Source organism: Psychromonas sp. SA13A (assembly GCF_011378715.1).
Taxonomy (GTDB): domain Bacteria; phylum Pseudomonadota; class Gammaproteobacteria; order Enterobacterales; family Psychromonadaceae; genus Psychromonas.
Window position 1 is genome coordinate 59,214 of sequence record NZ_WTKU01000004.1, and the last position, 20,791, is coordinate 80,004.

Below are 20,791 nucleotides of genomic sequence, written 5' to 3' on the forward strand. Positions count from 1 at the left end.
TAGTACATATAAAAATAACGAAAAAAATAAAACAAGAGTTCACAAATGAAAAGAATGTTAATCAACGCAACTCAAGCAGAAGAGTTACGTGTAGCCCTCGTTGATGGGCAAAAACTGTACGACCTTGATATCGAAAGTCCAGGTCACGAACAAAAGAAAGCAAACATTTATAAAGGTAAAATAACACGTGTTGAAGCAAGTTTAGAAGCAGCATTTGTAGACTACGGCGCTGAACGTCATGGTTTCTTACCACTTAAAGAAATTGCTCGAAACTACTTTCCAGAAGGATATTCATTCAAAGGCCGCCCTAACATCAAAGATGTTATTAAAGAAGGCCAAGAAGTAATTATTCAAATCGAAAAAGAAGAACGTGGTAATAAAGGTGCAGCACTAACTACCTTTATTAGTTTAGCAGGTAGCTATTTAGTCCTAATGCCAAATAACCCAAGAGCTGGCGGAATTTCACGTCGCATTGAAGGTGATGAGCGTACTGAATTAAAAGCAGCATTATCTGACCTTAAATTACCAAATGGTATGGGTTTGATTGTACGTACCGCAGGCGTTGGTAAATCAGCTGAAGAATTAGAATGGGATTTAAACGTTCTGGTTAATCACTGGCAAGCTATTGATCAAGCTTCTAAAACCAAAGCAGCTCCTTTTTTAATCCATCGTGAAAGTAACGTTATTGTTCGTTCAATTCGTGATTATCTTCGCCGTGATATTGGCGAGATTGTGATTGACCATGCTAAGACTTTTGAATTAGCCAAAAATCATATCGAAATGATCCGCCCTGATTACGTTAATCGCCTTAAACTATACCAAGGTGAAATCCCACTATTTACACATTACCAAGTTGAAAGCCAAATTGAATCTGCTTTTCAACGTGAAGTTCGTTTACCTTCTGGTGGCTCAATTGTTATTGACCCAACTGAAGCACTAACGTCTATCGATATCAACTCTGCGCGTGCAACACGTGGTGGCGATATTGAAGAAACAGCATTTAATACCAACTTAGAAGCTGCTGAAGAGATCGCTCGCCAATTACGCTTACGTGACCTTGGTGGTTTAGTAGTTATCGATTTCATCGATATGACACCAGCTCGTCATCAACGTGAAGTTGAAAACAGAATGCGTGAATCTGTACGTCAGGATAGAGCGCGTATTCAATTAGGCCGAATTTCTCGTTTTGGTCTAATGGAAATGTCTCGTCAACGTATTCGCCCTTCTTTAGGTGAATCAGCATCACGCGTTTGTCCGCGCTGTCATGGCCAAGGCACAATTCGTGATAATGACTCTTTATCTCTTGCAATCCTACGTTTGATTGAAGAAGAGGGTCTAAAAGAAAACACTGCTCAAATTCAAGCGCGTGTACCGGTTGCCGTCGCTGCTTATTTGTTAAATGAAAAACGAAAATCAGTTGCTAAAATCGAAAATCGTCATAATTGTGAAGTTTACATCATACCAGACGCAAATCTGCTTACTCCTCATTTTGAAGTGAAGCGTACGCGTAAAGATGGTAAAGAAGACATCAATTACGATGCACTTGAAAAACAACACACAGTTTATATTCCTAATATCGCTCAAATAGAAAGTAATGAGATCGAGGAACCTTTATTAACAGGCTTTAGTGCGCCAAATAAAGAAACAGCTGCTGTTGAAACAAAAGCCGCACCACAAGCTGTAGTTGCTCCAACGACTTCTTTATTCACTAAGATAGTGCAATCTATTGCAAAATTCTTTAGTGATGATTCAAAAAAAGAACCAGAAGTAAAAGCAGAAACTTCTCCTAAACCAGAAGAGAAAAAAGAGCAACCTAGTAATACGCGTAACCCACGTAATACTAAAAGCAATCAAAGCCGTAACCGCAATCCTCGTAACGACCGCACTGATCGTAACGATAAAACAACGGACAACAGTACTGATCGCCGCACTAATCGTAAGTCTCCAGATCGCAAAGCAACACAACAGACTAAAAAATACGAGAACGAAGCAAAACCGGCTCAAGATAATAACGACAAAGGTAATAACCAAGAAGTTATCGTCGCACGTCGTAAACGTCGTAACATGCGTAAGAAAGTTCGTGTTCAACAGCCTGAAAATACAGTCGAAACTAGCAAGGTAGAAAGTGTAGAAAGTGCAGATATTGCTGATGTAAAAGTTGAAGCAAATAATCAACCAGCAGTAGAAACGAAAAAACCGAAAGCTAAGGTTAAAAAATCTCCTGAAGAGACTAAGCAAACTCCAGCAACAGAAACACCTGCTGCTAATGATGCTAAAGACCTAAAAGAGAACGAAACATCTGAGCAAGCGAATCAAGAAGCACATACTCCTGTTGCGATCCCTAGCCGTCGTTCACGTTACTTACGTAACAATGGACAACGTAATAATAAACGTAACCAAGATAATGTAGATGAAGTAGCAGTAACTAGCCGTTACCCTGAATCAGACGATCAAGCAATTGAAGAAAATTCTGTACAAGCCACTGTACCTGTTGCCGAAAATGTTAATAACATTGCGGATAAGCAAGCGCCTCAACAGGAAGCTGAACAACTACAAAAAAGTGTTCAACAAGTGCCTGTAACGGCAGCTGAAAAGATCTTACCGGTTACAAAAAAACCTGCAGCCGTTAAATCAGAAGCCGCTGAGCAGTTAGCAACAACGAACAGCGAACAACCTGTTACAGAAGAAACTAATGCAGTTGACACTGTAGAAGTTGAAGCTGCAAATGTTGAAGAGCCTAAGGCAGAGGAAACTAAGGTTGACGAAACTAAAGCTGAGCAAGCTGAAGCAGTTAAGGTTGAAGAAACTGAAGCCGAGCAAGCTGAAGCAGTTAAGGTTGAAGAAACTGAAGTTGAGGTAACCGAAGTTAAGGCAGAAGAAGTTGAAACTGCGCCTGTTGTGGAGACAGTTGCTCAGGTTGTTAGTAATCAATCAACCTCAAGTTCTCACGGCACAGTCAGCAACGCTAAGGGTAAATCAACCTCAGCTATGGTTAAAACAATTTCAGAGCCTTTAGATTTAACTAAAGAGATTCAAATTGTAGCTGCAACTGAACGTCAAGCAATTGTGAAAGCTTCACAACAAGCTGGTAGTTCATTTGCAAGTAACCGTGCTAGTAGCGAAATGGTAAAAACGTCTTTATAGTTTAGTAGTTATTACCTATCAATAAGAACGGATATTTCGATGAGATATCCGTTTTTTTTTACTGAAATTGTCACTTCAAAAGTTTAGTATTAATAAACTTTATCAATTATTAATTAGCGCAGTTTAAAAAATACAACTGGCTAGTCTTTTTATTATTCAAGGTAACGATATGAGCGAAACTATACATAAAAAATTGTTAATTTTAGGATCTGGCCCTGCAGGTTACACGGCCGCAGTTTATGCCGCACGTGCAAACCTTAACCCAGTTATGATCACGGGTATGCAACAAGGTGGACAATTAACAACAACAACTGAAGTAGAAAACTGGCCTGGCGGCGCAGCGGATATGACAGGTCCTGGTCTTATGGAAAGCATGAAAGAACATGCTTTACGTTTTGATACGGAAATTATTTTTGACCATATCAACGAAGTTGAATTAACTAAACGTCCTTTCACATTAAAAGGCGATACAGGTACTTACACTTGTGATGCGTTGATCATTGCAACGGGTGCTTCTGCTCGTTATTTAGGGTTAGACTCTGAAGAAGCATTTAAAGGTCGTGGTGTTTCTGCTTGTGCAACCTGTGATGGTTTCTTTTACCGTAACCAAAAAGTGGCGGTTGTTGGCGGTGGTAATACGGCTGTTGAAGAAGCATTATACTTGTCAAATATTGCTTCTGAAGTACATTTAATACATCGCCGTACTGGTTTCCGTTCTGAGAAAATTCTTTTAGATCGATTAAATGAAAAAGTTAAAAACGGTAATATCATCTTACATACTGACCGTACTTTAGATGAAGTATTAGGTGATGATATGGGCGTAACAGGATTACGTTTAAAAGATACATTATCTGACAAAACCGAAGAACTTGCAGTAATGGGTGTGTTTATTGCCATTGGTCATAAGCCAAACACAGATATGTTTGCAGGCCAATTAGACATGAATCATGGTTACTTAAAAGTACACACAGGTAGCGAAGGTAATGCTACTCAAACTTCTATCGAAGGTGTTTTTGCCGCCGGTGATGTGTCTGACCATATTTACCGTCAAGCGATCACTTCTGCAGGAACAGGTTGTATGGCTGCACTAGATGCAGAAAAATACCTAGATAACCTGTAATAATATTTACAAAAATTCGTATAAAAAAGACTGCATTTGCAGTCTTTTTTATTTCTAAAACATAAACTTAAACATTAATTAACAATATTTACGCCGTCTACGAGTGAAATTCATTACAAGCGAACAACGTATTTTCAATTAATGTTGCTACTGTCATCGGCCCAACACCACCAGGTACTGGTGATATCCATGCCGCTCTTTCTTTAGCGACATCAAACTCTACATCACCGGTTATTTTACCATTTTCTAATCGATTAATACCTACATCTAATACAATTGCACCTTCTCTAACCCATTCACCGGGAATAAAGTTGGCTTGTCCACGTGCAACCACTAAAACTTCAGCTTGACGAACATGGTATTCGAGGTCTCTAGTAAAACGATGGCAGGTTGTAGTGGTACATCCCGCTAATAATAACTCTAACGTCATCGGACGACCTACTATGTTTGAGGCACCAACAACTACGGCGTGCATACCACGAATATCAACACCAATCGCTTCAATCATAGAGATCATGCCACGTGGAGTACAAGATCTTAATAGGGGAATACGTTGCGCTAAACGACCGACATTATAAGGATGAAAACCATCCACATCCTTGTTAGGCGCAATACGCTCTATTACTGATGTTTCATCTAACCCGTCTGGCAATGGAAATTGCACTAAAATACCATCAATGGTCTTATCGTCATTCAACTCGTCTATTAATGCTAATAATGTCTCTTGAGAAGTTGATTCTGGTAAATCATAAGCTTTCGAAGTAAACCCTACTTTTTCACAGGTACGGCGCTTACTTTGTACATATATTTGTGAAGCAGGATCGCCCCCTACCAATACAACGGCAAGTCCAGGTACGCGTAATCCTTTTTCTTTCCGTGCATTTACGCCCGCAGTTACTTTATCGGTAATCGCAGCGGCAATCGCTTTTCCATCTATGATTTGTGCAGACATCAAACATTACTCTTTTTAGTTAAAAAAATTCCACGCTATTGTCGCAAAAGTCACTTAAAATGTCACATCAAAGATACAAAATTTAGTAACTTAGAGTTAGGGTTTTAAGGTAATATCCTGACTTTAAATCAAAATTAGTTGTTTTTTTAGTTAACGTATTTAGTTACTTGAAAAATAGGCTGATATTAATATAAGTATTCAATAATATGTTGCTCAAGAGTTATTTGAAGAACAACACCCCACTTTAGGTTATTGAGTATTGAAACCATGAGAAGTCATCTATGCAAAACCCTTTAACGTTGATGGTTAGACGCTTAATTTCTGACTCGAATGCCCACTCTGGGTTTAGAGTCGTGATTGCAATGACCTGTACTTTTATCCCTGCCATATTTGACCTCGATATTGGATTCTTTGAACAATCGAATTTAGCTATTTCACTGTCACTATGTTTAGGCGTAATGGCATCAGCCATTGTAGAGGTAGATGAGAATACTAAAGATAGACAAAAGTTTATTGCAACCGTCATCGCCTGCTTTTTTATCGCCGCATCCAGTGTCGAATTGCTACTACCCTACCCGTTGTTTTTTGCCATTGGTTTAGGCACATCTTCCTTTGCATTTATGATGTTGGCAAGTTTAGGTATGCATTATAGCAAAATTGGCTTTGGTGCCATTTTAATTGCTATCTACACCATGATAGGACATCGAGATAATGTTGCTTGGTTTGAACAACCATTGTTATTAGCCATCGGTGTATTGTGGTACGGATTATTTGCTATTTTTTGGTCTCATTTTAGCCCTAACCGCACTATTCGAGAACAACTGGCACAGCTATTTTATGCAATCAGTCGTTATCAGCATCAAAAATCAGACCTCTTTGATGCTCAGAAAGGTAATTCGCGAAAAGCCATCACTGAAACACGACAAAAATTAGCTCAGCTTAATATCAGCATCATGGTGCGATTAGAATCATCACGAGATATGATCCGTGGCCAATACCAAGCTAATAACCACCAGCGTGAATTAAGTTTATTAAACCAATACTATTTAGTCGCAGAGCAAATACATGAACGTATTAGCGCTAGCCAATACTTATATAGTCAACTAGAACATACCTTTGGCCGTAGTCAAATTCTCGAAGGCTTCCATCAACTGTTTTTACAACTCAGTGATGATTGTCATATGCTCGGTGCTAGCATCAATGACAAAAAGCAATATCAACACTCAAGGCGTCTGAAGTGGACCATTCATGCCCTTTCAGACCAACTTTATTTGTTAAAGCAAAAACTGCAATTATTTGATAATAACCAAGAGGCCATGCAAGCGCTGCAAGCTATTTACGACAACCTCGAAGGCATAGATTGCTTACTTGTATCTTTGGGGGATATGCATGAACTTAATAAATCAGGACATAGCTATCCGATTATCGTTGATAATGAGCAACAACCTAAAAACTCATTCTGGAAAAGCATTCACAATGCTTATCTTCAAAAAACTGGCGTATATAAGCATGCGGTACGGATTAGTTTATCCCTGGTGTTTGCCTATTTAATTCAAGTGCAATTCGAACTTCATAACGGCTTCTGGATTTTATCGACGGTGCTGTTTGTTTGCCAGCCTAGTTTTAGTGAGACACGTAAACGTTTAGTTTTAAGAAGTTTTGGCACGCTACTCGGTATTTTAATGTGCTTTCCGGCGTTCATTCTGATCGAAAATAACCCAGTACAAATTGTATTAATGATTTTGTCCGCCTTTTTATTCATTAACTACGTCAGAACAAACTATGGTTTAGCGGTTATTTTTATCACCTTATTTGTCATGTTCTTAACTAACTTACTGGCTCCTTCCGGAGTCGATGTGTTGTATGAGCGCATCTATGAAACCATCATAGGTTGTGTATTAAGTGCAATAGCGATCAGTGTTATTTATCCTGATTGGCAGTTCAAACGTTTTCCTGCGATGGTCAATGGCTTACTGCTTAATAGCAGTCGTTATTTCAAGCAAATATCTCAACAGTACCGCTTTGGGCGTAGCGAAAGTATGATTTTTAGACAAACCCGCTTTGCTTCATTTAAAGCTGATGCAGGTTTAACCACGGCTTGGCAAAGCATGCTGTTTGAGCCAAGTTCCAAACAGCACCTTAAACAAGAGATGTATGGGTTAGTAAACCGTTGTGATGCACTTAACTGCTATATGGCAGCACTGTCTTCACATCGCCATAAAATAGAGACCAATGAAGATTTAGTAGTATTACAGCGTCTGTTTGATAGTACAGCAGAACAAATTTTATATACGTACCGCCCAGAGTTAAAACAGACGGCTATTGATAAAATTGAGATTGAGTCTTTTGAGTCCTATAAACAAGGCTTGTCAGATGAATCCAAATTAATCGTTGAACAATTGCGTTTAATTGCTTTTACCGCCATGGATATTCAGGTACTGCTGCAACAAATTGAAAGTAAAGTGTCAGATTAATATTTTTTGAATAGGCAACTGAATATTTTTGATATAGAATTTTGCACCCATTAAGCGTTCACTATTTAGAGGAATTAAACTTGATATTTAACGGTCAAGAAATAGCAACAGATACGCAGGGTTACCTACTTGATGCTAACGGGTGGGATGTATCTCTAGCGGCTGCTATCGCAGAATTAGAAAATATCACCATGAGCGACGAGCATTGGCAAGTTATCTATTTTGTACGCGATTTTTATGAGCAGTTTAATACCTCTCCGGCAATACGTGCATTAGTAAAGGCGATGCAAAACAAGTACGGCGCAGAGAAAATAAATAGCCGTTATTTATACCGATTATTCCCAGACGGCCCAGCGAAACAAGCGACTAAAATTGCCGGTTTACCTAAACCTGCACGATGTATATAAGCACTATATAAAGGAAATATAATATGCCTAAGGCAAGTGATATCAAAAAAAATACAGCTGTTGAATTTAACAACAGTGTTTACATTATCAAAGACATTGAACGTTCAGTACCTCAGGGGCGTGCAGGTGGTAGTTTATACCGCATGCGTATGTACGATGTAGTATCTGGCGCAAAAACCGACGAAACGTTTAAAGACAGCGATATGTTAACACTGGCTGACTTAATTCGTCGTAATGTTGTGTTTTCATACCTTGATGGTGATGAGTTAGTATTCATGGATAATGAAGACTACACACCATACAACTTAAACAAAGAAAGCATAGCTGATGAAGTTTTGTTTATTGATGAAAATACACAGGGCCTACAAGTGGTTATAGTTGATGGCGCACCGGTAGGTGTTGAATTACCTGCCAGTGTTGATTTAACTATCGTAGAAACAGACCCATCAATCAAAGGCGGTTCTGCGACTGCACGTACTAAACCAGCTATTTTATCTACTGGTTTAACCGTACAAGTACCTGAACATATCTCTACTGGTGATAAAATACGTGTGAACACTGCCGAGAAGAAATTTATGGGGCGTGCATAATTTTAATACAGGTTCTGGTTTTAATGAAAGATTTAGGCTAAATGTAGATCTAAGTTAAATGTAGGCTTAAGTTAATGTACAGACTGTAAATTAAATCAACTCAGATAACCCTACCTGTTAAGAAGCCGGTTTTTAAACCGGCTTCTCTTTACACCGCAATTTATATATCACTTTACACGGCGCTTTACATAGTAATAAATTACTTTGTCATACCCTAGTTAAATAATTTTTAACCTCCCCCTTCATTAAAAACGTGATCATCTTCAATACTAAACCAAGCAATACAATCCATTATGTTATATGTCTAAGTAAATAGAGTATGAATGTGCCAAGCAACCTGCTATTTTAAGACTATTGATTGTTAACTGATTTATTTCTAAAACGGGATTTACTATGGATATTTTGTTTGAGTACTTTTTAAGAATTGAAGTTTTTATTCTTGTGTTAGTGTTCGTTATTTTAAAGTCATCAATCATTTTTGTTCCACAAAATCGGGCTTACATGATTGAAAGATTCGGTAAATACCAATCAACTCGAGAAGCAGGCCTTAATTTTATTATTCCGTTTATTGATCGTATTGGTGCTGATCGATCTTTAAAAGAACAAGCTGTCGATGTACCGAGTCAAAGTGCGATCACACGCGATAATATTTCTCTTAGTGTCGATGGTGTTTTGTATTTCAGAGTATTAGATCCGGTGAAGGCCAGTTATGGCGTAGATGATTATGTGTTTGCAGTAACGCAGTTATCTCAAACAACTATGCGTTCTGAACTAGGTAAAATGGAATTAGATAAAACCTTTGAAGAACGTGATGTACTCAATACCAACATAGTTGCAGCTATTAATGAGGCATCTGGCCCATGGGGCATTCAAGTTTTACGTTATGAGATAAAAGATATCGTACCACCGCAAACAGTAATGGAAGCGATGGAAACACAGATGAAAGCAGAACGTATTAAACGTGCTCAAATTTTAGAGTCTGAGGGTGATCGTCAAGCTGCTATTAACGTTGCCGAAGGTAAAAAACGTTCTGTTGTCTTAAACGCTGAAGCGGAAAAAGAAGAGCAAGTATTACGAGCTCAAGGTGAAGCACAAGCAATTATTGCCGTTGCAAAAGCACAGGCAGAATCTTTACGTATGGTCGGTGAAGCGGCTAATACAGAGGAAGGTCAAAAAGCGATTCAACTCGATTTGGCGACTAAAGCAATTGAAGCAAAAGCGGCGATCGCAAAAGAATCATCTGTGGTGTTATTACCTGATAGTGGCAATGATGCGGCATCAATGGTTGCACAAGCTATGACCATTATTAATAGCTTAAATAAAGGCTAATTATGGACTACTTACTTTCTCATCTGCCAGAAATGTTAATAGTACTAGGGTTGATCATGTTAGCAACCGAAGTACTAGTATTAGGTTTCTCAACCTTTGTACTATTTTTTATTGGTATTGGTACAATAATTACAGGTTTATTGATGCTACTAGGAATACTATCGGAAACGATACTGAGTGCATTGTTAGCGATCGCCATAATCTCTAGTATTGTCGCGGTGATCAGTTGGAAACCGATGAAACGTATGCAAAATAATGTAACGTTAAATCAAGTTAACAATGACATGATAGGTCACCAGTTTACTTTATCAGAAGATTTAACAGTGGGGAAAAGGATCACCCATCGTTACTCAGGGATTGATTGGCAAGTTAAAGCAAAACAGCCCCTAACTTCAGGTACTGAAGTGAGTATCGTAAAAATGGAAGTGGGCTTATTAACTGTTGAAGCGGTTAAAGAATCAGCTTAATCGAACTTAAATATCTCATTGACTATGCATTTTTCAAATCTTGTTTATTTATCGAAATTAATAGCTTCCAGTAACCCTTATCTACTCAGGTCATAGGTTCATAAAGCCATAGGATCATCTCTGCAATTAAGATTCTTGTCAGACAAGCGCAATTAATTTGCAGTATTTTTATGCTTATCGTTACACATGCTTATGTCACCATGACCTCAAGCCAACTTAACCTTTGCATCCCTATTTACCAATGAAATAAAAGTATTACGTCCCTAAAAGCACTCACAAAGAAATAGCTAAGTGCTTTTTTATTAATTAGTCTTGCTATAAAGTTGTTAATTAAAGGACTAATCAGTAATATCGTTTTAATTTATTACTCTTATTATTTGAATTCAATCAGGATAATCCATGTCACAAAAAATTTATTGTATCGCCATGTTTAAAGCCAAACCTGGCAAAGAAGAAGCACTATTCAAAATATTGCAATCTCTTGAGCCAAATACACTAAGAGAAGATGGTTGTTTACAATATCTCGTGACCAGAAAAATAGAAAATGAGTTTGCTTCGGGCGACAGCTTTCCACTGGTTTTTAATGAAATTTGGGAAAATAAAGCCGCCTTTGAAGCTCATTGCCAACGTCAAGAGATCCTTGCGTTTTTTCAACAACAATGTGTCGATGAAGCAGGTTTGGTTGAGGATCATAATGTGTGTGTTTATAGTGACCAACCACATCACTATGACGCTCCCACCCTATAGAAAGATTAAATATATAATTATTAATACAATTAAGTTTTGAGGCTTAATTCAGCCAATAAAATTCATAATAAAGTCATAGAAAAAGTATATGCAGAAGTAATTTACATACACTTTACATGCATTAATTGCCTTAACGTGGACAGAGATAAAATGAAAAAATATAAACTGTATAACCTTTTTAGCCTTTGGTTTTTATTATTACCATCATTTTATGTATTGGCTGATGAGTCTCAAATATCTAGTCGAATCGTCGGTGGAGATCAGGTTTCAGAACAGTCTGATTACCCTTGGGTGGTTAGTTTAAAATACCAGTCAAGTAAACAACATTTTTGTGCCGGTACTTTAATCGATAAACAATGGGTACTGACTGCTGCACATTGTGTTATTGATCAAACAGCAAGTAAGATCATTGCCACCGTGGGTGAATATAATTTATCTTCCAACCCTAGTACCACTTCCACAAATATAACTAAAATTATCATCCACCCTGCTTTTAATGAAAAAACATTTAATAATGATATCGCTTTATTAAAACTATCTGAAACGTTAACACAGCAAACCGTTAGCCGTTTATCTAGCTTAGAAACAGCACAATCTATTAGTGTAGATAATATTATGGCTACTGCTATCGGATGGGGATCTACTATTGCCTATGCCTCTAAAGGCGAGGGTCAAGATATACCCGTAAGCTACCCAAGTATCCTTAGGCAGGTAACACTGCCACTTTTATCTTCACAAAGTTGCAGTAGTGTCATGCCAAACATTACAGATAACATGATCTGTGCGGGTGATGTGAACAATGGTGGTTTAGATTCTTGCCAAGGTGATAGTGGCGGACCGTTATTAGTTGAATCGGCCACCGAAACTGTTCAACAAATTGGTATTGTCAGTTTTGGTCAAGGATGCGCTCAACCTCAGACGGCGGGTGTTTATACTAAAGTATCTAACTATCAAGATTGGATAGAGTCTAACATCACAGGCATTACAGCACTCACAGATACCCACTATTTTGTGGCAGATATTGATGAAAGTAATACCTTTGAAATATTGATACAAAACCAGTCAGAACAATCGTTTGCTCCTATATTCTCTCTTACAAATGACACTCTGTTTGAATTAGAAAGTAACAATTGTGACAATTTAGCGACGCAAGCAACCTGCACATTAAACTTAACCTATAGCCCTAATAGCGGCTCCTATAATAGTGAAGATTCAGCCAATATTGAGATTGAAACAGGTGTTAGTACAATCACTAATCCGCCTATATTATTAACGGCAATCGCCATGCGTAAAGTCAGTGCAGATGCGGTATCACTGCCTAATAATAATCAAATTAGGTGGTATCAATCAAACTCATCACCTTGGTTAGTTGTCAATGATGTTAACTATTTAAGCTCACCCGCTATCAACGCGAATCAACAAACTCAATTTGTTGCTATTATATCAGGGCAAGGAACTTTACATTTTGATTGGGCAGTCAGTTCCGAAGATGGCTACGATACATTAACGTTACTGATTAACGGCGTTGAAATGGATAGCATTTCGGGCGATCAACAATTTTCATCAAAAACCTACTCATTATCAGGCACAACCAACCTTGTTACTTGGCAATACTCAAAAGATAGTAGTATTAACAGTGGGTCTGATAAAGCATTTATCCACAATATCCGTTTTCAAAAACCAGGTGAAGTGGATAGTAATGATATCACCGCACCTACTTTAGTTTTTACTAATGCTTCTGTTTCAAAAAGCTCAAGCGGCGGAGGTAGTTTACAATACTGGAGTCTATTTTTATTGTTGTTACTCGCCTGTTATAAACAGCGTTTATTTTATTTTCAACGACCACAATGACCATTATTGCTATCAATAACCAATTTGCTGAGTTTTTTTAAACTATTTTTGAAAACAATGTTCTTTAAAACTTTTACAACTTTTAGAAATTTTATAGCGAAGTTTACTGGTTATTGTGGCATTTTAGCGGCTTATTTTTACAACATTATTTTGTGACTAAGCAGACAAACTGTTATGGTAGCGATCATTATCATTACCCTATCAGGAAATTATTATCGTGAGTGAAACCTCTTTTGCATCCTTGCCACTATCAAACAGCCTATTAAGCAATTTAGACTCTTTAAACTACCTAAAGATGACTGAAATACAGGCTCAATCTTTACCATTAATTCTAAATGGAGAAGATGTGATTGCGCAGGGTAAAACGGGCTCAGGTAAAACAGCTGCGTTTACGTTGGGTATTTTACACCGTTTAAACGTAAAACAATTTAGGATCCAGTCATTAGTTGTATGTCCTACTCGTGAATTAGCAGATCAAGTAGCGACTGATATTAGAAAACTAGCAAGGTCAATCCATAACATCAAAGTAATGACACTATGTGGTGGTACGCCACTGAGCCCACAGGCAGCTTCTTTAGAACACGGTGCTCATATTATCGTAGGTACACCTGGTCGACTTCAAGATCATTTAAGCAGAGGTTCTTTAAACCTTGAGCATGTCAGCGTATTAGTTCTTGATGAAGCGGACAGAATGTTAGAAATGGGCTTTCAAGACGCCATTGATAGCATCATAGAGCACAGCCCGAAACAACGCCAAACACTCCTATTTAGTGCCACTTACCCTGAGCAGATACAAAAAATTGCACAGCGTATTATGAATGCACCAAAGCAAGTAACTGTTGCAACCACACACGATAATAACATTATCGAGCAAACATTTTATTCGGTACAAAATAACCAAGAAAGAATGATCGCGTTACGCTTGTTATTGAATCGTCACCAACCTGAATCTACTGTTGTATTTTGTAATACAAAGCGAGAAGTCACTGAAGTTGCTGAAGAACTCGCTAACCGAGGCTATAGTGCCATTGCATTACATGGTGATTTAGAGCAAAAAGATCGCGACCAAGCATTGATCCGTTTTGCCAACAAAAGTGCACGTATTTTAGTCGCAACCGATGTTGCTGCTCGTGGATTAGATATTGATAATTTAAGTGCGGTATTCAACTTCCATGTTGCTCATGACCAAGAAGTACATGTTCACCGTATTGGGCGCACCGGTCGTGCAGGTAGCAAAGGATTAGCCTTTACTTTCTTTAGCAATAAAGATGATTACCGTATTAAGTTATTAGAAGATATTCTAGACCGTAATATCAGTGCTAGCCCGCTACCCGATGCCTCTTTACTTGAAGTAACACCACCACCATCAGAGATGATCACAATTCGTATTGAAGGTGGGAAAAAACAAAAAATTCGCCCAGGTGATATCGTGGGTGCATTAACCGGCCAAGATGGTATTACCGGACAACAAGTAGGTAAAATTTACGTTGCCGATAACTGGTCTTATGTTGCAGTTCATCGAGCATTACTAAAAGTTGCATTTAAAAAACTGAGCGAAGGAAAACTAAAAGGCAGAAAGTTCCGTGTAATGGTAGTAAGAGGCTAACTTAGCAAGTACCAAGTAGCAACTAACAAGTGCCAATATAAAAATATTATGTAGTGATTATATTTATTCATTTAAAATTAATTACTTATAAGATTTTTACTGGAATAAAGTAATTATACAAATCTAGCGTCTTAAAAATAAATTTCCCGTTTAGTCTATGCCTCCTCTAAGCGGGAAATATTTAGAGGCTTATCTAGTCCTATAACCTATAACCTATAACCTATAACCCCTAAATTTTCTCCTATAATTACTTTCAGCCACCCTCTTCAAATATGACTTTTTTATAAACACTTTGTGCAGCAATAAACATCATTAACTTGCGATATCCTTAGACTATAAAAAAGGCTGTTTCAAATTTTAATTTGTAACATATTGCAACAGCACTATCTACAATGTAAGTAAACGTAACTTCTTATTTTATGTGATCATCTACACATTTTTTTTGAATTTCGATCGCTACACTCCCGTCATCAAATATCGCTACAGATATTTTATCAAAACTTAACCACCTTGGAGTAATCTATGAATATATTTGGGAATTTACAAAAAGTAGGGAAGTCTTTAATGCTTCCTGTATCAGTGTTACCTATTGCAGGTATTTTATTGGGTGTAGGTGCTGCTAAATTTAGTATCCTACCTGATGTTGTATCACAACTGATGGAACAAGCCGGTGGCGCAGTATTTGGTAACATGGCGTTACTATTTGCTATTGGTGTAGCACTTGGTTTTACTAAAAATGATGGTGTAGCCGGTCTTGCTGCTGCAGTTGGTTATTTCATCATGATGCAAACTATTGAAACACTAGCACCAGGCGCGAACACAGGCGTATTAGGTGGTATCGTTGCCGGCGGTATTGCTGCTGCGATGTATAATCGCTTTTTCAACATCACATTGCCTGACTACTTAGGTTTCTTTGCGGGTAAACGTGCAGTGCCGATTATGACGGGTTTTGTGGCAATTATCATGGGTGCTATTTTATCAATCATTTGGCCTCCAATTGGTGCAGGTATTGCTTCATTCTCTCACTGGGCTGCAAACCAAAACCCAACGGTAGCTTTTGGTATCTACGGTGTGGTTGAACGTTCATTAATTCCATTTGGTTTACACCATATCTGGAATGTACCTTTCTTCTTCGAAGCAGGTTCTTGTGTTAATTCAAGCGGTGAGCAATTAAACGGTATTTTAACTTGTTACTTATCTGCTGATGATGCTTCTCGTGCTGCTGGTAATGGTTTTGGTCAATTAGCTGGCGGTTACATGTTTAAAATGTTTGGTTTACCAGCCGCTGCTATTGCTATTGCACACTCTGCAAAACCAGAAAATCGTGCAAAAGTAATGGGTATCATGGTATCTGCTGCCTTAACATCATTCTTAACAGGTATTACTGAACCAATCGAATTCTCATTCATGTTTGTTGCTCCTGTATTATACGCTATTCATGCATTACTAGCTGGTTCAGCGTTTGTTGTAACTAACATGTTAGGTATGGTTCACGGTACATCATTCTCACATGGTTTAATCGATTTCTTGGTACTTTCAGCTAACTCACAAAAACTTATCTACTTTATTGTTGTTGGCCTTATCTATGCAGCAATTTATTACTCTTTATTCCGCATCGTGATCCGTGCTCTAAACCTAAAAACACCTGGTCGTGAAGATGAAGAGCAAGCTACAACGGCTAAATTAAACAATGAAGAAATGTCTTCTGCATTAGTTACTGCATTTGGCGGTAAAGCAAACATCGTTAACTTAGATGCATGTATCACACGTTTACGTATTAGTGTTGCTGATATTGCACTTGTTGACCAAGCTGGTCTTAAAAAACTAGGTGCTGCTGGAGTGGTCGTTTCTGGTAATGGTGTACAAGCTATCTTTGGTACTAAATCAGATAACTTAAAAACAGATATGGAAGCTTACTTAGGTAAATAACCTTAAGGCACAAGTTTCTACCCAATATAAAATAGGCATCTTCGAGATGCCTATTTTTTTGTCTATTGGTTTTATTTATGGATTTTATCTCTTTGTGTCCTCTATGGCTTATATATATTTCAGTTACTACTCATATGCATTATTCAAGGCCTAGCTCGGACATTTAGACAATGCCAAATAGCAATTTAAGCAAAGCAAATAGCTAGTCATTTATGCTTGTTAAAATGAACCTTAGCTTTGTTTTTGTTATTGGTTAGTGTTATTGGTAGCTATAGGCTGTTATATATTTTTGTTATAGTTTTGTTATAGATAGGAATGAAAGCTCGACTTAGCCCGTTATATGTTCAACTTGATGCTTGAATCTGTTCGCCTCTCGACTGACTTATTTTTGCATATTGAATGGTCACGAGCTTAACTTACTTTTTATTAACGGCTCTAATGGCTAACGCTAACTGTTTAGTTACTTGTTCAGCGCTGAGATTGTCACTCTTAAAATAAGTACTGATCACTTTCCTCATTTCACTTTGTAAAAAGCTGCTTGTAGCGATATTTTGAGAAAAAGAAGGGACTAAAGCGGACTGTTTAAAGTCACTGTATGATTTATGACTACAGGCATCAAAATCACTAATATCAATATCCGTTCGCACTGGAATAGAACCTTTATCAATATTAAAATCACGCTGTAATTGCTCTGAGAGAAGTGTATTTGCTAATATTTCCGTATTTAAATTATCACCATTTTGATGTTGCTTTTTAAAGAAAACAAAGCTGTCAATATTGTAACTAAACAAGTTTTTGCTTTCAGGGACATCCACACACAAGTAATCCTCATTAGCCACTTTACCAGAAGTGTGCCATAAGCCTTTTGCCCAATCACCCATGAATAACATGCCAGCTTTTTTATCGGTAAGCATTTGACTGGCAATTTCCCAATTTTTACCGACCATACCTTTATCGACATATTGATGTAACCGTTTAAACAATCTAAACGCGTCGATCATGTCAGAGGAAATAAGAATCGATTCATCAAACTCTACAAAAGCACGTTTGTATTTTTCAGCTCCTAAGATCGACAACGCAACCGATTCGAATAATAAATTATCCTCCCAACTTGTACCGCCGTGAGACAGTGCAATATAACCTGCCGCTTGGATTTTATCTGCAATACTAAAGAACTCATCCCATGTAGTAGGGGGAGAGAGGTTAAGTTGATCAAAAATAGCCTTATTTAACCACAACCAATTGACGCGATGAATATTCAGTGGCAATGCCATATAGTGGCCTTGATAGGTGATAGTTTGCTTCACCACATCTGGAATATTTTTGTCCCATAATTTGTTATTTAATATATTATCAACTTCTTTTAACATGCCTATTTTTGACCATTCAGCAATGTCAGGACCTTTGATTTGCGCTGCATCGGGTGGATTACCGGATAATGCACGCATTTGTAATACTCGCATCGCACTGCCACCGCCAGAGCCCACAATCGCAAAGTCTTGCCAGCTTATGCCTTGTTTTGCTAATGCCTGCTTCAGTACCTTTTGTGCTTCAAACTCACCGGGAGCCGTCCACCAGTGCAATACCTCCAAAGAGTTTGCATTGCTTGGCATACTCAACAATAGAGGAATTAACGGCAGTATTTTTTTCAGTTTCATTTGTCTCATTAATCGCAATTGCTATTTTCACCCAGCGTTTTAAGTTAGGGTCAGATGACCATTCAATTTATTTTTTGTAATTGCGCGGGAAGATAATCACAACTTCCAACCCACCCTGCTCACGATTGATCAGATGTAAATCACCATTATGAGCATGAATAATATTACGCGCAATACCCAGTCCAAGTCCATGTCCTTGGTCATCATTATGCAAGCGCTTATAGGGTTGAAAGATGGTTTTTAGTTCATGTTCTGGAATACCAGGCCCATTATCTTGAATAATAATTTCTAATTTTTCATCACTGTCAATCACTTGCACATTAACCTTGCCGCCATATTTAACGCCATTTTCAATTAGGTTAGATAAGCAACGTTTTAACGCTAAAGGTTTGCCTTGATAAGGAGAAATACTAGCCGGTTGGATCACGATTTTTTCACTACGATTTTCACTAATTTGTAATAATAACTTAAGCACATCAACATACTGAATATTTTCATGAATATCTGTGTCTTGAACGCTTTGTATCGCGCCTTTTACCAGTATCTCTAAATCGTCTAAATCATGGTTAAAGCGCTCTGTTTGTTGCTCATCATCTAATAATTCGGCACGCAATCGCAAACGAGTAATGGGCGTTTTTAAATCATGTGAAATAGAGCGAAATAACAATTCGCGATCTTGTATGTAACGTTGTAACTTTTGTTGCATACGATTAAAAGCACGTGTTGCATCAACGATTTCGGTGGCCCCGTGTTCCTTAAGTGGCGCTTGGTCTAGGTCAATACTCATTACAGAGACAGCCTTCGCTAATTTCTGTAAGGGTTTAGTTTGTTGCCTAAATAATAAATAGATAAATAACAATAATAATAATGTTGTAAAGAACAGGGTCAAAATCTGTTGCGCTGAGATCAACTGATTATCCGAAAGTAAATAAGGGGGAGGTAAAATCGCGGCAAGATATAGCCACTCATTACTTTCTACTTCTATTTGCAACACCAATATAGGAGGCTCAGCAGTAGGGATAATGAGCGAATAAGCGCCCCATGACGGAGGCAGATCCTTTAATAGGATATCATTCTTTAATACGTGTAAATCATCTGGAGACGAGAATTCAATTTCCAAATTCTTATCACCAGCGATACCCGTTGTTAATACTTCACTAACGGTTGCAATGACTTGCCTTTTCAATTTGCTATCTTGAATAGGATTAATGTCTATTTTTTCACTGTTCAGAGAAACAAAAAAACGACTCCCTCCCATGCCCCGCAATTGCTCGAGCACAAGATGACGATATTTAAGGGGTAAATCATTAAAAAATACGACGGTACTTAGCGCACTTTCAGCGAGATGTTGAGCATTAGCAATCACCGATTTTTTTTCACTCTCTGAGAACTGATGAACCCAAAAAAAGCTGCTAATAGCTTGCCCTGCGACAACAGAGCAAATCGTCAGTAATAACATGCGCGATATAAGTGAGCGAAAAAACAATTTAAACATCGACATTAATCAGCACTTTTGAGCGGTGCAATAAATAGATAACCTTTACCACGCACGGTTTTAATTATATTCGGAGCTTTGGCATCATCACCTAAAAAATGTCGTAAACGACTGACATGAACATCAATGCCACGCTCATTAGCAAAGGCATCTCGACCATGTAATGCTTGGCATATTTGGTCTCTAGAAATAGGCTGCTTGTTACTGTGAATAAATAACATTAACAATTGAAAGTCCGCCCCAGTTAATGTGAATACATTTTGATGATCATCTATTAGCACTTGCTGTTGTGTATCTAATTGCCAATGAGCAAAAGAATAAAAACGCTTACTTTCTTGATTTTTTTGCTCATTATTTTGTTGTTGAGAAAAATGAGTGCGTCTTAATAACGCTTTAATACGTGCTAACAATTCGCGAGGACTAAAAGGCTTGGCAATATAATCATCAGCACCGATCTCTAAACCTAATACTCTATCCATTTCATCGGAGTTTGCTGTGAGCATTATAATCGGTACATTCGAATGCTGACGGATGCGTTGACACAGCGTAAATCCGTCATCACCTGGTAACATAATATCTAAAATAATTAAGTCTGGTGTATGTTGTGTTAATAACGAATCCATTTCAATGCCTTCCGCAGCGGTGATCACATCAAAGCTATTTTTCGAAAGGTACTGTGCTAATAATTCTCTAATATCTTGATCATCATCAACGACTAATATCTGTTTTATGTTACTCACTATTACCCCCAATTTATTACTATTTATGTGCGGAGAATACCCAAATAACCCAACATTGGGTAGTGTTAAAGATAGGAAACCTCGAGTGCGTTTAAAGTGTTTATTTTTTACACTTTATATAAAAAATATAATTATTAATCAGTATGTTAATAAAAAAGGTTAATTTTAGTTAGTTTTTACCCTTGCTATAGCAAAAATGGATGATAAAATGCGCGCGTTTTAACACTCAACCTATTTTATTATAACGACTAACCAAACACGGAGGCTCAAACAATGCAACAC

At 37.8% G+C, this 20,791-nt stretch carries 15 protein-coding genes; 11 read left to right on the forward strand and 4 right to left on the reverse strand.

Features of this window, described 5'->3' with window-relative positions; genetic code table 11:
• Positions 1–45: 45 nt before the first annotated feature.
• Together rne and trxB are read left to right on the forward strand one after the other, a co-directional pair.
• A complete protein-coding gene (gene rne / locus GQR44_RS05635; protein ID WP_166370157.1) occupies positions 46–3,144 on the forward strand; it encodes a ribonuclease E in 3,099 nt (1,032 codons plus the stop codon).
• A gap of 169 nt (positions 3,145–3,313) precedes the next feature.
• Entirely contained in the window at positions 3,314–4,264 is a 951-nt protein-coding gene (trxB, locus tag GQR44_RS05640; RefSeq protein ID WP_166370159.1) for a thioredoxin-disulfide reductase, read from the forward strand.
• Between the two features lie 97 nt (positions 4,265–4,361).
• Here trxB and folD read toward each other — a convergent pair whose 3' ends face one another.
• Positions 4,362–5,216 (reverse strand): bifunctional methylenetetrahydrofolate dehydrogenase/methenyltetrahydrofolate cyclohydrolase FolD, encoded by an 855-nt coding sequence (folD, locus tag GQR44_RS05645; protein ID WP_166370161.1) that lies wholly within the window; start codon positions 5,214–5,216, stop codon positions 4,362–4,364.
• A 281-nt stretch (positions 5,217–5,497) separates the two neighbouring features.
• Here folD and GQR44_RS05650 point away from each other — a divergent pair, with 281 nt between their 5' ends.
• The 9 genes from GQR44_RS05650 to ptsG all read left to right on the forward strand — a co-directional run bounded on the left by GQR44_RS05650 (position 5,498) and on the right by ptsG (position 16,616).
• Positions 5,498–7,690, forward strand: a complete 2,193-nt coding sequence (locus GQR44_RS05650) for an FUSC family membrane protein (RefSeq protein WP_166370163.1) — start codon at positions 5,498–5,500, stop codon at positions 7,688–7,690.
• Positions 7,691–7,770: 80 nt separating this feature from the next.
• On the forward strand, positions 7,771–8,097 hold the full coding sequence (locus tag GQR44_RS05655; RefSeq protein ID WP_166370165.1) for a TusE/DsrC/DsvC family sulfur relay protein: 327 nt from the start codon (positions 7,771–7,773) through the stop codon (positions 8,095–8,097).
• Positions 8,098–8,120: 23 nt separating this feature from the next.
• Entirely contained in the window at positions 8,121–8,687 is a 567-nt protein-coding gene (gene yeiP / locus GQR44_RS05660; protein ID WP_166370167.1) for an elongation factor P-like protein YeiP, read from the forward strand.
• A gap of 393 nt (positions 8,688–9,080) precedes the next feature.
• Positions 9,081–10,016 carry a slipin family protein gene (locus GQR44_RS05665; RefSeq protein ID WP_166370169.1) on the forward strand — a complete coding sequence of 312 codons (936 nt, stop codon included), beginning with the start codon at positions 9,081–9,083 and terminating at the stop codon, positions 10,014–10,016.
• A 2-nt stretch (positions 10,017–10,018) separates the two neighbouring features.
• Positions 10,019–10,483 carry an NfeD family protein gene (locus tag GQR44_RS05670; RefSeq protein WP_166370171.1) on the forward strand — a complete coding sequence of 155 codons (465 nt, stop codon included), beginning with the start codon at positions 10,019–10,021 and terminating at the stop codon, positions 10,481–10,483.
• 399 nt (positions 10,484–10,882) lie between these two features.
• The gene (locus GQR44_RS05675) at positions 10,883–11,230 is read left to right on the forward strand and encodes a putative quinol monooxygenase (protein ID WP_166370173.1); all 348 of its coding nucleotides are present in this window, start codon (positions 10,883–10,885) and stop codon (positions 11,228–11,230) included.
• Positions 11,231–11,380: 150 nt separating this feature from the next.
• A complete protein-coding gene (locus GQR44_RS05680) occupies positions 11,381–13,081 on the forward strand; it encodes a serine protease (RefSeq protein ID WP_166370443.1) in 1,701 nt (566 codons plus the stop codon).
• Positions 13,082–13,298: 217 nt separating this feature from the next.
• Complete coding sequence (dbpA, locus tag GQR44_RS05685) at positions 13,299–14,687, forward strand: ATP-dependent RNA helicase DbpA (RefSeq protein WP_166370175.1); 1,389 nt, start codon at positions 13,299–13,301, stop codon at positions 14,685–14,687.
• 522 nt (positions 14,688–15,209) lie between these two features.
• Positions 15,210–16,616, forward strand: coding sequence for a PTS glucose transporter subunit IIBC (gene ptsG / locus GQR44_RS05690; protein ID WP_166370177.1), 1,407 nt, complete (start codon positions 15,210–15,212; stop codon positions 16,614–16,616).
• Positions 16,617–17,032: 416 nt separating this feature from the next.
• Here ptsG and GQR44_RS05695 read toward each other — a convergent pair whose 3' ends face one another.
• The 3 genes from GQR44_RS05695 to GQR44_RS05705 all read right to left on the reverse strand — a co-directional run bounded on the left by GQR44_RS05695 (position 17,033) and on the right by GQR44_RS05705 (position 20,509).
• Positions 17,033–18,274: an ABC transporter substrate-binding protein gene (locus GQR44_RS05695; protein ID WP_240923571.1), complete on the reverse strand. Its 1,242-nt coding sequence runs from the start codon at positions 18,272–18,274 to the stop codon at positions 17,033–17,035.
• 67 nt (positions 18,275–18,341) lie between these two features.
• Positions 18,342–19,775 (reverse strand): ATP-binding protein, encoded by a 1,434-nt coding sequence (locus tag GQR44_RS05700; RefSeq protein WP_166370179.1) that lies wholly within the window; start codon positions 19,773–19,775, stop codon positions 18,342–18,344.
• The gene (locus tag GQR44_RS05705) at positions 19,775–20,509 is read right to left on the reverse strand and encodes a response regulator transcription factor (RefSeq protein WP_166370181.1); all 735 of its coding nucleotides are present in this window, start codon (positions 20,507–20,509) and stop codon (positions 19,775–19,777) included. Before GQR44_RS05705 ends, GQR44_RS05700 begins: the two co-directional genes overlap by 1 nt.
• Positions 20,510–20,791 lie beyond the last annotated feature (282 nt).

Bases quoted from the DNA above. Each gene is read 5' to 3' on its own strand.
- rne (WP_166370157.1), top strand. From the start codon at position 46: ATGAAAAGAATGTTAATCAACGCAACTCAAGCAGAAGAGTTACGTGTA.
- trxB (WP_166370159.1), top strand. From the start codon at position 3,314: ATGAGCGAAACTATACATAAAAAATTGTTAATTTTAGGATCTGGCCCT.
- folD (WP_166370161.1), bottom strand. From the start codon at position 5,216: ATGTCTGCACAAATCATAGATGGAAAAGCGATTGCCGCTGCGATTACC.
- GQR44_RS05650 (WP_166370163.1), top strand. From the start codon at position 5,498: ATGCAAAACCCTTTAACGTTGATGGTTAGACGCTTAATTTCTGACTCG.
- yeiP (WP_166370167.1), top strand. From the start codon at position 8,121: ATGCCTAAGGCAAGTGATATCAAAAAAAATACAGCTGTTGAATTTAAC.
- GQR44_RS05665 (WP_166370169.1), top strand. From the start codon at position 9,081: ATGGATATTTTGTTTGAGTACTTTTTAAGAATTGAAGTTTTTATTCTT.
- GQR44_RS05670 (WP_166370171.1), top strand. From the start codon at position 10,019: ATGGACTACTTACTTTCTCATCTGCCAGAAATGTTAATAGTACTAGGG.
- GQR44_RS05675 (WP_166370173.1), top strand. From the start codon at position 10,883: ATGTCACAAAAAATTTATTGTATCGCCATGTTTAAAGCCAAACCTGGC.
- GQR44_RS05680 (WP_166370443.1), top strand. From the start codon at position 11,381: ATGAAAAAATATAAACTGTATAACCTTTTTAGCCTTTGGTTTTTATTA.
- ptsG (WP_166370177.1), top strand. From the start codon at position 15,210: ATGAATATATTTGGGAATTTACAAAAAGTAGGGAAGTCTTTAATGCTT.
- GQR44_RS05695 (WP_240923571.1), bottom strand. From the start codon at position 18,274: ATGAAACTGAAAAAAATACTGCCGTTAATTCCTCTATTGTTGAGTATG.
- GQR44_RS05700 (WP_166370179.1), bottom strand. From the start codon at position 19,775: ATGTCGATGTTTAAATTGTTTTTTCGCTCACTTATATCGCGCATGTTA.